At 36.7% G+C, this 13,477-nt stretch carries 16 protein-coding genes; 5 read left to right on the top strand and 11 right to left on the bottom strand.

Going from position 1 to position 13,477, the window contains the following annotated elements; translation table 11 throughout:
* Position 1: 1 nt before the first annotated feature.
* The 7 genes from FY049_RS16975 to FY049_RS16945 form a co-directional block, all read right to left on the bottom strand.
* Complete coding sequence (locus tag FY049_RS16975) at positions 2-853, bottom strand: AAA family ATPase (protein ID WP_004719598.1); 852 nt, start codon at positions 851-853, stop codon at positions 2-4.
* Between the two features lie 20 nt (positions 854-873).
* Complete coding sequence (locus FY049_RS16970) at positions 874-1,287, bottom strand: hypothetical protein (RefSeq protein WP_016539240.1); 414 nt, start codon at positions 1,285-1,287, stop codon at positions 874-876.
* The gene (locus tag FY049_RS16965; RefSeq protein WP_004822235.1) at positions 1,280-1,585 is read right to left on the bottom strand and encodes a YcgL domain-containing protein; all 306 of its coding nucleotides are present in this window, start codon (positions 1,583-1,585) and stop codon (positions 1,280-1,282) included. Before FY049_RS16965 ends, FY049_RS16970 begins: the two co-directional genes overlap by 8 nt.
* A 184-nt stretch (positions 1,586-1,769) precedes the next feature.
* Positions 1,770-2,912, bottom strand: coding sequence for a ribonuclease D (locus FY049_RS16960; protein ID WP_016539239.1), 1,143 nt, complete (start codon positions 2,910-2,912; stop codon positions 1,770-1,772).
* Positions 2,913-3,259: 347 nt separating this feature from the next.
* Positions 3,260-3,856 carry a recombination mediator RecR gene (gene recR / locus FY049_RS16955; RefSeq protein ID WP_004719588.1) on the bottom strand — a complete coding sequence of 199 codons (597 nt, stop codon included), beginning with the start codon at positions 3,854-3,856 and terminating at the stop codon, positions 3,260-3,262.
* Between the two features lie 10 nt (positions 3,857-3,866).
* On the bottom strand, positions 3,867-4,196 hold the full coding sequence (locus tag FY049_RS16950) for a YbaB/EbfC family nucleoid-associated protein (RefSeq protein ID WP_004719585.1): 330 nt from the start codon (positions 4,194-4,196) through the stop codon (positions 3,867-3,869).
* 112 nt (positions 4,197-4,308) lie between these two features.
* Positions 4,309-5,496 (bottom strand): O-succinylhomoserine sulfhydrylase, encoded by a 1,188-nt coding sequence (locus FY049_RS16945; RefSeq protein ID WP_166782322.1) that lies wholly within the window; start codon positions 5,494-5,496, stop codon positions 4,309-4,311.
* A 141-nt stretch (positions 5,497-5,637) separates the two neighbouring features.
* On the opposite strand from FY049_RS16945, the gene FY049_RS16940 reads away from it, so the two are divergent.
* The 5 genes from FY049_RS16940 to FY049_RS16920 all read left to right on the top strand — a co-directional run bounded on the left by FY049_RS16940 (position 5,638) and on the right by FY049_RS16920 (position 9,732).
* Positions 5,638-6,729 (top strand): alpha/beta fold hydrolase, encoded by a 1,092-nt coding sequence (locus FY049_RS16940; protein WP_056511927.1) that lies wholly within the window; start codon positions 5,638-5,640, stop codon positions 6,727-6,729.
* Positions 6,730-6,738: 9 nt separating this feature from the next.
* Entirely contained in the window at positions 6,739-7,611 is an 873-nt protein-coding gene (locus tag FY049_RS16935; RefSeq protein ID WP_446084041.1) for an NAD(P)-dependent oxidoreductase, read from the top strand.
* An 81-nt stretch (positions 7,612-7,692) separates the two neighbouring features.
* Positions 7,693-7,959: a YARHG domain-containing protein gene (locus FY049_RS16930; RefSeq protein WP_004719576.1), complete on the top strand. Its 267-nt coding sequence runs from the start codon at positions 7,693-7,695 to the stop codon at positions 7,957-7,959.
* 28 nt (positions 7,960-7,987) lie between these two features.
* Positions 7,988-8,404, top strand: a complete 417-nt coding sequence (locus FY049_RS16925; protein WP_056511831.1) for an HIT family protein — start codon at positions 7,988-7,990, stop codon at positions 8,402-8,404.
* 221 nt (positions 8,405-8,625) lie between these two features.
* Positions 8,626-9,732, top strand: coding sequence for a porin (locus FY049_RS16920; protein WP_056511834.1), 1,107 nt, complete (start codon positions 8,626-8,628; stop codon positions 9,730-9,732).
* Positions 9,733-10,073: 341 nt separating this feature from the next.
* Here the strand turns inward: FY049_RS16920 and FY049_RS16915 are convergent, their stop codons facing one another.
* From FY049_RS16915 to FY049_RS16900, 4 genes are all read right to left on the bottom strand, one after another.
* Positions 10,074-10,637, bottom strand: a complete 564-nt coding sequence (locus FY049_RS16915) for a DUF4256 domain-containing protein (protein WP_446084040.1) — start codon at positions 10,635-10,637, stop codon at positions 10,074-10,076.
* Between the two features lie 407 nt (positions 10,638-11,044).
* Positions 11,045-12,244 carry a hypothetical protein gene (locus FY049_RS16910; protein ID WP_446084039.1) on the bottom strand — a complete coding sequence of 400 codons (1,200 nt, stop codon included), beginning with the start codon at positions 12,242-12,244 and terminating at the stop codon, positions 11,045-11,047.
* A gap of 165 nt (positions 12,245-12,409) precedes the next feature.
* Positions 12,410-12,676, bottom strand: a complete 267-nt coding sequence (locus tag FY049_RS16905) for a DUF2004 domain-containing protein (RefSeq protein WP_446084038.1) — start codon at positions 12,674-12,676, stop codon at positions 12,410-12,412.
* 133 nt (positions 12,677-12,809) lie between these two features.
* Positions 12,810-13,202, bottom strand: a complete 393-nt coding sequence (locus FY049_RS16900; protein WP_446084037.1) for a putative signal transducing protein — start codon at positions 13,200-13,202, stop codon at positions 12,810-12,812.
* Between the last annotated feature and the right edge of the window lie 275 nt (positions 13,203-13,477).

Raw genomic sequence — 13,477 nt, 5'->3', positions numbered from 1 at the left:
ATTAACGACGTGACATAAAGGCTAAGCGTTCAAGCAACTGTACATCTTGCTCATTTTTAATCAATGCACCATATAAAGGTGGAATCGCTTTTGATTTATCATGATTACGCAAAATATCTTCAGGCATATCATCTGCCATTAACAAGCTTAACCAGTCAATCAATTCAGATGTTGAAGGTGGTTTTTTTAAGCCAGGCACTTGGCGTAATTTAAAGAAGACTTGTAATGCTTCTGAAACCAGTGTTCCAGAGATATTCGGAAAATGAACTGCGATAATTTCACGCATCGTTGCTTCATCAGGAAATTCAATATAATGGAAAAAACAACGACGTAAAAATGCGTCTGGCAGTTCTTTTTCATTATTTGAAGTAATGATTACGATCGGACGTTGGGTTGCAGTAATAGTTTCGCCTGTTTCATAGACAAAAAATGACATTTTGTCTAATTCATGTAGCAAGTCATTTGGAAATTCAATATCTGCTTTGTCTATTTCATCAATCAACAATACACAGCGTTCTTCGCTGGTAAATGCATCCCACAACTTACCTGGTTTGATGTAGTTTTTAATATCGTAAACACGGTCATCGCCCAACTGGCTATCACGTAAACGAGAAACTGCATCATATTCATACAAACCTTGCTGTGCTTTGGTTGTAGATTTAATGTGCCAAGTAATTAATTTAAGACCTAGACTCTCAGCAACTTGTTCAGCCAATAAGGTTTTACCTGTACCAGGTTCGCCTTTCACCAATAATGGCTTTTGCAATGCTCGAGCTGCTTTTACAGCCAGTTTTAAACTATCCGTTGCGATATACTGTTCAGTACCTGTGAATTGTTGAGAATCGACAGACATAACTTACCTTTATTTTTTATTTAAAGTGGTGAAATATTTTTTGCTACAGCGCTTGCTTGGGTATTTTTCGTGGTTTTGTATTTAGACCAAAAAAATCCAATGACTAAACCAATACCCATGACAAATGTAATTAAGGCAAGATTTGACCAAATCAATGGTGAATCCTTGGTAAGAATACCAAATAACAGTCCAAATATTGCTGGCGCAATCGCTGAGTTTGGTCCTTCAGAAATGGTCGGGGTTGCAAGAACGGCAAATACAATGATCCATGTAATACCGCCAAGTGGCGATGGCAATCGTTTTGAAATCGAATACCAGCACCATAAAATCAACAGCGTCCCAAGAATATAGACGGTTATTGCGATATTATCTTCTGGGATAGCATCAAATAGATCTAAAAAATTTGCCCATATTCCTGATAACTGATCAAGCACCACGTAATCCCTCTGGTTCAACCGCATTTGGGTTAATTAAACCTTCTGGCGGCATTTGAATAAAGAAGCCTTTTGTATTGAGTGAATCGATTACATGTAACACATTTACACGTGCCAAAGGTCGAGCTTCGCTCAGTTCAAGATGCATTACATGCGTTGCACGACCAAAGGCAACACGTAGTGGCTCAGAAAGAGCCGCTAAGGGATCTGCACTTTCGTCTGTATTTGGATGATTTGGGCGAGCCACATAAAGATACATTTCATCTTTTTTGCTCGATTTATAAATATCACAATGCATTTTAAACAACAGCTTCAGTAAAACTTAGTTGACAGCATACATGAAAAAAACGACGGATACATTATCGAAAGTTAACGCATCAGTCGTTATTTATGTCCAATTGCTAAATCTTTGATCAACAATAACGCAGTAAGCTTTCTTGGCTATTGGTGATTATTCATCTAAACAGCAGCAGTAACAGCCGCTATTCATTGACCTTCATCTGCATACTTAAAAACTTAATATCTTCTTGTAACAGATGGATAAGTGGCTGGGTAAGCAATTCATAACGCCACCCCAACAAATAACCAGGTAAATCCTGTTCATTGCCATGAAATACCACATGATGATACAAGGCATTTAACCATTTTTTACGCATAAGTACTTCTTTAGGTACTTGCATTTCAAATGAAACCTGAGAAATTAACTCATCTACTTCAAGCGTGATTCCCTGAGAAGAATGCTTGATTGGGCGCGCAATACGCAGTGGCCATTCATCGGTTTCAGGTAGGAATTTCAATAAATCTAAAATTGTTTTTCCATGCTCTCGCACAATATTTGGACGTATTCCCTTCACAGAGGACAATTGAAAATTATTTTTAGGATTGACTTCAACCAAATCAATCATCGTGGCATTTTTTAGAATAAAGCTCCGTGGTTGATTGAGTGCTTTGACCATTTCTTCACGCCAAACACTTAATTGTTGCAATTGCATCAATTGTTTTCTGGAATGACGATAATTACCAATATCACAATATAATTTTTCTTTTGGTGTTTCTGAAGCAATTTCAAAGGTTAAATTTTGACAATCTTCAAGCACATGTGAGTATAAGCTTTTCTCGACCAATTCAGCTTTTACTTTTTCAGCCAGACGCATAATGTATAAAACATCATTGGCTGCATAATTCATTTGTTCATCTGTTAACGGTCGAGCCAGCCAATCTGAACGTGTTTGATCTTTATCAATATCAATCTCTAACACCAATTTCAATGCATTTTGATAACTGACTTGTAGACCATGTCCTAAAAAAGACAACCCCACTTGGGTATCGAAGACATTCTTCAGATTTTTCTGATCTGCATAATGATAAATGAGATCAATATCTTCTCCACAAGCATGAAAAATATTTTGCTGTGCTTGAAAAAGTTGAAACCAAAAGCGATCTAAATTTAAGGTTGTGCCGTCGAGCAAAAATACTTGACCATTGACATTAATTTGGAATACACCGAGTTTTGGCCAAAGTGTGTCGACTTTAATAAATTCAGTGTCTAGACCATAAGTCGAAGTATGTTGCATCAAATTCAACACATGTTCGAGATCGGTCTGTTGATTAATAAATTGAAACATGTCAGTTTAAGTCAAAATGTTACATTCAAATGAAATATGATTTTACCTTAATATATAAAATTTAAATATAATATTTTTAAACTAATTCTCCGTAAACACCTTATTTTTCAATAAAGTTTCTTGTGAATATTTATTTTATATATAGGTTTTACAACTTAATAAAAGTATATTTTAAAGTAATAAATAACATGGCTAATCATTGCTTTAGCTTGAGTTTACCTAAAAAATTTAGATTGAATGTAAATAATTTTTAAATGAGACAGAGTTTGTTAATCTTTTAATCGTTATCGCATTTGCGCTAAACATCCAAGCTCAACAAACTCTAAATGGTAGCAAGTCTAAGATCGCTATTTCATTCTCATGCGATTATGAACAGCCTGACTCAACGTATGACTATCCACATATTCCAATTCACCACCTTGTGGCACACCTTGTGCGATCCGTGTCATTTGCAAAGACAAATGTTTTGTCGCTTCTACAAGATAATGCGCAGTCGCTTGTCCTTCTACAGTTGCATTGGTGGCTAAAATTACTTCAGTAATTTTACCATCGGTTAAACGCTGCACTAAATATGGAATACCTATTTCTTCAGGACCAATACCATCTAAAGGCGACAAATGTCCACCCAATACATGATATTTGCCTCTAAAGCTACCAGACTGTTCTATTGCCATTACATCTGCAGGAGACTCAACCACACAAAGCAGCTGATCATCCCGATCATTTGAGCAACAAATATCACAGACTTCATTTTCAGTTAAAGAATGACAAACACTACACTCATGAATATAGGAAGTTGCTTCGTTTAGCGCATGCGCCAAACCAATAGCACCTTCTTTATTTTTCATGATCAGATGGAGTGCCATACGTTGAGCCGATTTCGGCCCAACACTGGGTAAGATTCGTAAAGCTTGTACGAGTTGATCAAAACGGTCGCTAAACACCTATGATTCCTTAGAACAAACCTGAAAGACCTGGTGGTAAACCCATACCTGAATTGGCTTCTTTCATCTTCGCTTCTGTAATGACTTCAGCTTGGCGAGCCGCGTCATTCATTGCTGCTGCAATCAAGTCTTCAATCATATCTGGATCGTCTTGCAACAAATCTGGACTGATTTCAATACGCTTAACAACATTACGGCAAGTCATTGTTACTTTTACCAAACCGCCACCAGCTTCAGCATTCACTTCAGTCTGGGCAAGTTGTTCTTTTGCCTTTTTAACGTTGCTTTCCATATCTTTCTGCATACGTTGCGCTTGCTGCATAAGCATATTAATGTTCATAAAATACTCCGAACAAAAGTCCTAAATTAAATCTCTGTCTTGCACTTTCATGGCTAGTTTTTTAAAAGCCTAGAAGAAAATGAAAGAAACTCTTTTACAAATTTTGCTTATCTTAAATTAAATCTAATCCATGAGAAAGGTCACGGATAATATCATCGACATCTTCTAAGCCAACAGACAAACGGATTAAACCTTCACGAATACCCGCTGCTGCTTTTGCTTCAGGAGAAAGCTTACCATGAGTCGTTGTTGCTGGATGGGTAATTGTTGACTTAGCATCACCTAAATTACCTGTAATCGAGATAAATTGTGTATGGTCAATAACTTTCCAAGCACCTTCTCGTTCACCTTTCACTTCAAAAGAAACGATTCCACCAAAACCAGTTTGTTGTTTGGCTGCTAACTCATGCCCAACATGATCTGCTAAGCCAGCAAAATAAACCTTTTCCACTTTTGGATGAGCAACCAACCACTCGGCAATTTTTTGTGCACTTTCAGAATGCGCTTTCATACGCAGTCTTAAGGTTTCTAAACCTTTCAAAAAGACCCATGCATTGAATGGACTCATAGATGGGCCAGTGGTACGAACATAACCAAATACTTCTTCAAGTAATTTGTGATTACCGACCACAGCACCACCCAGTGCACGACCTTGTCCATCTAGATATTTGGTGGCAGAGTAAATCACTAAATCTGCACCAAATTGTAATGGACGCTGCAAAATTGGTGTGCAAAAACTGTTATCAATCGCCAATAAAGCATCATTTGCATGTGCTAAATCTGATAATGCTTGAATATCTGCGACTTCAGCCAATGGATTTGAAGGTGACTCAACAAACAGTAATCGAGTTTCAGGACGTACCGCGTCTTGCCAAGCGGTTAAATCAGTTAAATCAACAAAAGTCACTGCGACATTAAATTTAGCAACATATTTTTCAAATAATGAAACTGTAGAACCAAAAACAGCACGTGAACAAATCACATGATCGCCTGCTTTTAAGAACGACATTGCAACGGCCATGATTGCAGCCATACCTGAACTTGTTGCCACAGCCCGTTCACCACCTTCTAGTGCAGCTAAACGCGTTTCAAACATTGCTACAGTTGGATTGGTAAAACGTGAATAAATATTACCTGGCTCAGCACCAGAGAATTTTGCTGCTGCTTCCGCTGCATTTTCATACACAAATGACGAAGTGAGGAAAATTGGCTCACTATGTTCACCTTCAAAACTGCGTGTATGACCTGTACGAATCGCTAAAGTATCAAGTTGGTATTCAATGTCGTCGTGCTGGCTCATTTCAACTACTCAGTCCAAAAACTGCCTTTGTAAAATATTGCCAACATTTTGAGCGCCCTATGTATTTAAGGTCAAGGTAAAATCGTAAATTATCACATACACTTCGCTTAAATCTGCATAAAAATGAGACAAACACCGCTTATGACACAAGTATCAGCTAAGTTCCAACAGCGCAAATCCAAATTGAAGAATCTAACCACACGTATCTTCAATGGTAAGTCATTGGTTTTATCTCAAAGTACCCCTTATGAAATTATTGCAGAGCATCATCAAACCAAAGTGCGTTACTACGCAGCTGCTGAAAAAAAATTTAAGGAACCTTTGGTTTTTACTGCGCCATTGTCGATCAATATGGCAATTTACGATCTCTACCCTTATCGTTCACTTATTAAATATTTTACCGAACAAGGCTATGATGTGTATTTATTGGACTGGGGAAAACTCAGTTATCAGGATCGCAATTTAAACTTTTTATATTTTATTGATGAAGCTATGCCGCTATGCATTAATAAAATCCGAGAACATGCTCAAAGTGAGCAAATTTCATTGCATGGCTGGAGCATGGCCGGCATTTTTGTATTACTTTACACGGCATTACGTCAACCCAATTATGTTAAAAACTTAATTATACTGGCCAGCCCAATTGACAGTTATGCATCGGGTGGCATCGGTAAACTTTATCAAAAAATAAATAATTTGATTATAAAGAATCAAAAACTGAAAGATACGTTATATAAAGGTGGTTTACCGAAAAAACTGATACATACCCCGGGCTTACTCAATGCCATTGGTTTTAAGATTTTAGATCCTAAGGGTTGGTATGAGGGTCATAAACAATTGTTGTTAAATCTAGACGACAAAGAGCTCTTGCATGAACACGCCACCCTTGGAAATTTTTTAAATCACATGGTGGATTACCCCGGTGGTGTCAATCAAGACATGTTATTTAATGTTTGGCTACAAAATCCACTGAAAAATGGGGCAATTCAGCTCAGTAACCATAAAATTGAACTTCGCAATATCGACTGTTCATTGATGATTGGGGCTGGAAAAAATGATCAAATGGTCACCGCAGACGCAGTTAAGCCTTTAAGCGAATTGACAAAGAGTAGTGATGTCACGTTTACTCTTATTCCTGGGGGACATTTAGGGCTAATGTCTAGTCAAAAAAGTGCAGATGAATTTTGGCCTACACTGTCCAGATGGTTAGAACAAAGATCGACAAAAATTTAAGAGATAGATATGAAGACTACAGTTGCATTTATTGGTTTAGGCGCAATGGGCTATCGTATGGCAGCACATTTACCCAAACATTTTGATACCGTATATGTGTGGAATCGAAATTTTGCAAAGGCCAAGCAACATGCAACTGAGTTTGCTACTCAAGCTGTCGAACTCGATCAAGCGGTGCAAGCTGATATTATTTTTTCATGTTTACCGACCAGCCAAGATATCGATGATTTAATCCAAGATTTAAAGATCAAAAATGGCGCGATTTGGGTCGACTGTACCAGTGGTGTACCTGATGCTGCGCGTAAACAATCTGAGTATCTTCTCAAAAATAATATTCACTTCTTGGATGCACCTGTAAGTGGTCAAACCATTGGCGCTGAAAATGCAACACTGACCTTTATGGTCGGCGGTTCCATAGAAGCGTTTCAAATTGCCCTACCTGCAATGCAGGCGATGGGTAAATTAATTAAACGTGTTGGTGATTCAGGTGCAGGCTTTGCAGTAAAAGCTATAAATAATATGATGATGGCGGTTCATTTATGTGCTGCTGCTGAAGGATTTACTACGCTGAAAGCACATGGGGTAGATTTAAATGAAGCGCTTGATTGTATCAATGCATCCAGTGGTAAAAGTGGTGTGACTGAAACTGCACTACCGCAACGTATCCTCAATCGTAGCTTTCCACTGACCTTTGCTTTACCCTTATTGGCAAAAGATACAGGTATTGCCATTGATTTAGTTCGTGATGCAAGATTATCAGCACCTATTCTTGGTTTAACACAAAGCTTAATTACCGCAGCCAATAGTCTTTCAGAGCCTGATAGCGATTTTTCTACCGCGGTAAAAATGTATGAATCATGGAGCAAAATTACATTAGATTAATTTTTCGTCATTGAATAATCACAACTAAACCTTATAATCACATTAAGTGACATGTAAATATGTCAATTTCGAGGTCGTATCATGAATAAATATGTAATTGCTACACTTTCTAGTTTATCTATTTTAGTCGCTAGTCACGCTTTTGCTGATAACACCCAAGAATGTAAAAAATTGCAAGATGATTACAATGTCATTTATGCATCAAAAGGGTTCTGTTTTAAAGATCCTGAAGCAAAAGCAAAATATAATAATGACAATTGTTATACAAGTAAGCCTAAATTTTCTGAAAAAGAGCAGCAAAAACTTGACTCTATCAAGGAACGTCAGAAAGAATTGAACTGTAAATAATCACATTCACACCTTCAAGGAAATAAACATGGCTTATGATGATCAGAATATATTTGCACGAATTTTACGTGGTGAACTTCCTGCAATTAAAGTTTATGAAGATGATCATGTGCTTGCATTTATGGATATCATGCCGCAAGCCGATGGGCATACCCTGATTATTCCGAAGACTCCAGCAGTGACATTGCTCGACTTAGATCCTGAAATTGCTGCTTATACAATCAAGATTGTGCAAAAAATAGCGCAAGCAATTGAAACAGCTTTAGATGCTCAAGGTATTGTATTAATGCAACTTTCTGGAGCTGCTGCTGGACAAACTGTACCTCATGTACACTTTCATTTGATTCCGAGCTCGGTGCATGAATTAGGTCGTCATGCTATTCAAATGGGCGATCAGGAAAAAATTAAAGGGTTTGCTGAAAAAATTAAGACTGCACTGGCTTAATTAAAAACCTTTTTAGAATCAATGGGGCTAATCAAGCCTCATTTTTTTATTCAAATTACACAAATGTTAAATTCGCGTCATTAAATTGTCATTTTTTCTTCACTGATATGTAACAAAGTTTACAGATACTGCATGCAAGTTAGTAAGTAGTGCACAAACCCACACTTACTGAATAAAAAAAGTAACTGCAAACCCATTGAACATGTTTTGGAGAAATCTCAATGAAAAAAGTGCTACTCGCTGCAGCAATCGCCACCCTTAGCATAAGCGCAGCTCAAGCAGCGCCAACATTGTATGGTAAATTCAACGTAACTTTAGATCAAATTGATAAGAATGGCTTTAAAGACGAAAGCGTAACTAAAGTAAACTCTAACGCTTCTCGTATTGGTGTTAAAGGCGAAGAGAAATTAACAGATAAATTGTCTGCTGTTTACTTGGCAGAATGGCAAATCAGTGCTGATGGTGATGGCGATGCTTTCACTAACCGTAACCGTTTCGTGGGGATTAAATCAGACGGTATCGCAACGTTAAAAGTTGGTCAGTTTGATTCATATTTCAAAAATGCTGCTGGTAACAACCAAGATATCTTCAACGATCACAACGAACTCGATATGACTGCGATTTTAGTTGGTGAAGATCGTTTAAAAAACGTGATCGGTTTTGAAACTGATAAAAAATTATTGGCTGGTTTAGCTTTCAACATCATGTTCCAGCAAGGTGAAGAATCATCTGCTTTAAAAAATGATGCTAAAGGTCAAAAAGGTAGCCGTGATAGTTTCGGAGATGGTATCTCTACATCACTTACTTATGACAACAAAGACTACGGTTTTGCTGCTGCTGTTGCAGGTAACTTCGGTGTTGCATCTAAATATAATGCATATAGCTCTGAATTAGGCAGCAACACAATCTACTCTGACGCAATCCGTGTTACAGGTTCAGTAGACTTGAAACCTGCTGGTCTTGATGGCTTAGTATTTGGTGCATTATGGCAAACAGCTCAACCAACTGATGACACAGTTGCAACCACTTCTGGTACTACAGTAACATCGTTCAAAGGCTTGAAAGAAAATGCTTATGGCATCACTGCTGCATATGCGATTCCTTCTACACCGATTAAGCTAAAAGCTGAATATATTTCTGCAACAACAGAACTAGATGGCCGTGATGATCGTAAACAAGACCTTTACGGGATTGGCGCTGATTACAACATCAATAAGCAAGCTCGTTTCTACGGTGTTGTTGGTCAACAAAAACGTGATTGGTCAACTACATCTACACCAGAGAAAAAGAAAACTGTTATTGGCTTAGGTATGGAATATAACTTCTAATCCGAACCTTTAATAAAAAACGGCAAGTGATCTTGCCGTTTTTTTTCGACTCAAAAATACAAAAACTCATTTTATAAAATTCATATTCATTAGCTGAGTAACCATCATATAAATTCAGTGCTTTTAAAAATAATGAGCATATCTTTTCATCATCTATGACAGATCTTTGGTTTAGCAACATGAATGTCATCCTTGAATAAACATACAGCTCCCCAAACCAAAATTAAAAATCATTAACTTAAATATCAATATGTAGGATATAACAGCAGTTATATCTAAACACAAAAAATACAAACAAGCTCGAGAGAATCTTAGGATTTCACGCTGTCAATTTTTAACAATTAAAGTTTGATATAGGTTCGAAACCCACGACTCGCATAATATGAGGCAGCACCATTATGATAGGTAAATGTACGCCCATAACGCTGGTCACAAAAGATCGCTCCACCTTGCTGACGTAATATCATTGGTGTTTCGACCCAGCTGGATGTTTTTAAGTCAAAATTGAATATTTGCTGTAGAGCATAATACTGTTGTTCAGTCATTAGTGCTAAGGTATGTTTATTTACCCAGTCTATCACCGTATCTTCAGGAGGATGATCTTTGCGACTGAGTAATGCCTCTCGGTCATAACACAGACTACGCCGCCCTTTTGGTGACTCAATTGCGCAATCAAAAAAATACACACCTTCTGTGTTCGGCAAAACAACCACGTCAGGCTCACCGCCACTCATTTCCATTTGTTGTAAAGCCCATAGCTTTTCTGGGCAAAGCAAAAGTTGTTTCTGGACAAAATCCCAGTTCATTTGTGCATGTCGTTCTGTATGCTGATGAAAACGCTGTGCTAAGGTTTTTAATAGGTTTTCAACTTGCAATGGACTCAATTTTTCTTGCTGTTTTAGCATTTATTTTACTGCCTGATTTTAAGCCTCTGCTAGCATAGCATTATCCACTAAGTGCAACCAAATCCACTTTTTAGACATACGGAATTGGATTGATTAAACAGTGTGGCACGGATAATTCAATAGATTTCTTTGCTTATGCAATTACTTCTATACCAATTCAACTAAAAGCTAAATATATTTTTGCAACGACAGAAAAATCGTCGTGGCGATCGTAAGTTACGGAATTAGCGCTGACTACAACATCAATAAGAAACTCGCTGCTACTCAATCGGTAGTTAAAAAAACCGAATTGGACAGTTGCATCTACAGAAAAAAACACTTATCAGCTTTGCTATGCAATATAGTTTCTAATCCAAATTTAAAAATGGTAAGAAAACTTGCCGTTTTTTACTTAACAACAGAATATTTTAAAAATTTCGTATTTCATCAAACCAAGTATTCACTATTGCTTGATCTATATCGAATGTTGAAGCTTCAACCAGTTGTAGTACAGCAAGACCAGTATCTTCTCTTTCAACAGTTTCAATATTGGGCAATGTATTAATTATCTCTACAAGTCCAATAATTGCCCCTTTCACATCTTGCTTCGTCTTCGCCTTGGAGATTTCTTTTAAAGCAGATTTATATGCTTTGAGTGCAATTTTTGCATTATTGCTTTCCCAATTTTCAAATGGAATTCCATATTCAGTGGTAAACCATATTGAACTCCTCAGTTTAGACACCGAAGAATAATCCAGTTGCTTTTCTTTAGCTAAATACTTTAATTCAGCATTTAACCTTTTCCCTGTTTTTTCATCAATATTCCATCCAATGAAGGACCTTAAGTTTTCCCATGTATTTAAAACTGGAAAGCCTTCCAAATTTACAGCATAGCGTATTCCAATACGTTCAAGTTGCTGAAGTTGTTTTAGACTTGCTGTATTGGTTATATTCCCAGTTAAGTTTAGATTTTTTAAATTAGGAAACTGTAATAAGCTTTCACAATCAAAAGCTTGACCTAAAGGTTTAACAGTTAAATCTAACGAAGTTATAGCCGCTAAATTTTTCATAACAGGAAGATGGTATGCCGATACCATTGGATCTTTGTTCGTCCTTGGCTCTATTCTCATATGGGGATATGCTGCTGTGGTAATAATTTCAAAATACTCAATATGACCAGCCAAATGAAGCGAATATAACCCCTTCTTATTCTCACCATCAGCATGACTTAAAACTAATGTGATTGGATGTTGATCTGCTTTGATTGAAAAGTTATGAATTTGAGCATGACTTAAATCTAGACAAATCGCTTGCGTAGGTCGCCAAGAAAAATCTTCTATCACTCTTTTCTTCGCCCATTCAATAAAACCCTGATCATTTCCCCAATAATAAAAAAATCTTGGCCAATCTCCATAAGGATGCAAATGCGCATTTTGTTGACCATGTGGCGTATAAAAAGTATTAAAAGCAGCCCAATTGATTACAGCATTCTCATCGACAAGAACATCAAACTTTTTCTTGTCCATGCCGATTCGACCAATTGAGAAGCTTCCTTGCCCAGCTGGAATTTTTATCTGATGGCTGTTTGTACCTGTTAAAGAAACATAAATGGGAGTATTTCTATCCATGTTGATCCATTATTTGTAAATTGTACGATTCAGCTTTCAGCAAATATTAATTACTTATACTTGTACAAATAAGCATATAAACTCAACACAGAATATATCAAGCTTAAAGCTTAGCCTTTGTTTCATTTTAGCAAAATATGAACATGTTAGATTTAGCTCTATATTTCAACTTTCCCAATTTAGATGATCCAAATGACCTTGATGATCTATTTTGACCACAATCAGTGGATCGGATAATTGCTGATTATCAGTGTAATTAAAGACAGTAAAATATGCTGTATCATATTTTCCATCTGGATAAAGCCCTAGCCTTGTTAAATATAGTTTGGTTAAAAACTGCTGTACTTTGTCTATTGGATTAGAAATCCCAATTTTTTCTAAGCAATCATCACTTAATTCTTCAATATGAAAATCCACATAGTCTTTGACCATCCCTTCAACTTTAAAATCCTGTTGAATGATGCGCTGGTTTTATTGATCAAATTTTGCAATATTTTCTAGTAAGTAATTTATTTGATCTAAAGTTTACATATTTAAAATATCTTGCCGACTTTCCAATAGAGCACTAACTCCAAAAATGTTGACACTGTTTACACTTCGTTCCATTTTTATAAAAAAAGAGCGGAAAACCAAGCAATAGAAAAACCAAATAAGCGGGACGTTTTCCTTCGGTATATGGCTGTATATCACGACTACCACAATGAGGGCAACTTTCACCTGCTCCAAACTGTTGTTCTAATTCTTGGCTAAAATCTTGGGCAAGTAATGATTTAGCCTCTTCTGCATAGCTTTCAGGAACTAACAATCGCACACCACCCAAAGCATTGGAGTAAAGCCAATCCATATTAATAGTATGTTCATTTTCAATACGTGCTGGAATTTCTGCTGCTTCTAATTGCGTTTTGGCAATCTGAGCCTCGTAAGGAAATGAATATGTTTCAGCGACAACCCATTGCATAAAAACACCTAACAGAAATAAAAATGGATTTTAAGCTCAATTCGTTTCACTGTATATTGCATAAATTTATTCAGTTGATGCTTTCATTTTTCAAGTTATGAGGAAGGAAAGGAAATTTCATATTACCTATCTCCGTTAAATGTCATTCTTCTTTCTATTCTGCCTAAGCAACCAATAACTATAGTTAGTCCTAACTCTATCCTACTTTGCTATATTTTGATGAGGAAGTGAAACAGTAAAATTTACATCTTATTCTTACTATTTATTATTTTTCT

The sequence above is a fragment of the Acinetobacter sp. 1125_18A genome (assembly GCF_052824985.1).
The sequence above is the reverse complement of the archived record's forward strand: the minus strand, read 5'-3'. Positions and strand labels throughout refer to the sequence as shown.

Coding starts and splice junctions, on each gene's coding strand:
- FY049_RS16975 (WP_004719598.1), bottom strand. CDS start 853: ATGTCTGTCGATTCTCAACAATTCACAGGTACTGAACAGTATATCGCA.
- FY049_RS16965 (WP_004822235.1), bottom strand. CDS start 1,585: ATGCATTGTGATATTTATAAATCGAGCAAAAAAGATGAAATGTATCTT.
- FY049_RS16960 (WP_016539239.1), bottom strand. CDS start 2,912: ATGTTTCAATTTATTAATCAACAGACCGATCTCGAACATGTGTTGAAT.
- FY049_RS16950 (WP_004719585.1), bottom strand. CDS start 4,196: ATGAACATTAATATGCTTATGCAGCAAGCGCAACGTATGCAGAAAGAT.
- FY049_RS16945 (WP_166782322.1), bottom strand. CDS start 5,496: ATGAGCCAGCACGACGACATTGAATACCAACTTGATACTTTAGCGATT.
- FY049_RS16940 (WP_056511927.1), top strand. CDS start 5,638: ATGACACAAGTATCAGCTAAGTTCCAACAGCGCAAATCCAAATTGAAG.
- FY049_RS16935 (WP_446084041.1), top strand. CDS start 6,739: ATGAAGACTACAGTTGCATTTATTGGTTTAGGCGCAATGGGCTATCGT.
- FY049_RS16930 (WP_004719576.1), top strand. CDS start 7,693: ATGAATAAATATGTAATTGCTACACTTTCTAGTTTATCTATTTTAGTC.
- FY049_RS16925 (WP_056511831.1), top strand. CDS start 7,988: ATGGCTTATGATGATCAGAATATATTTGCACGAATTTTACGTGGTGAA.
- FY049_RS16920 (WP_056511834.1), top strand. CDS start 8,626: ATGAAAAAAGTGCTACTCGCTGCAGCAATCGCCACCCTTAGCATAAGC.
- FY049_RS16915 (WP_446084040.1), bottom strand. CDS start 10,637: ATGCTAAAACAGCAAGAAAAATTGAGTCCATTGCAAGTTGAAAACCTA.
- FY049_RS16910 (WP_446084039.1), bottom strand. CDS start 12,244: ATGGATAGAAATACTCCCATTTATGTTTCTTTAACAGGTACAAACAGC.
- FY049_RS16905 (WP_446084038.1), bottom strand. CDS start 12,676: ATGGTCAAAGACTATGTGGATTTTCATATTGAAGAATTAAGTGATGAT.
- FY049_RS16900 (WP_446084037.1), bottom strand. CDS start 13,202: ATGCAATGGGTTGTCGCTGAAACATATTCATTTCCTTACGAGGCTCAG.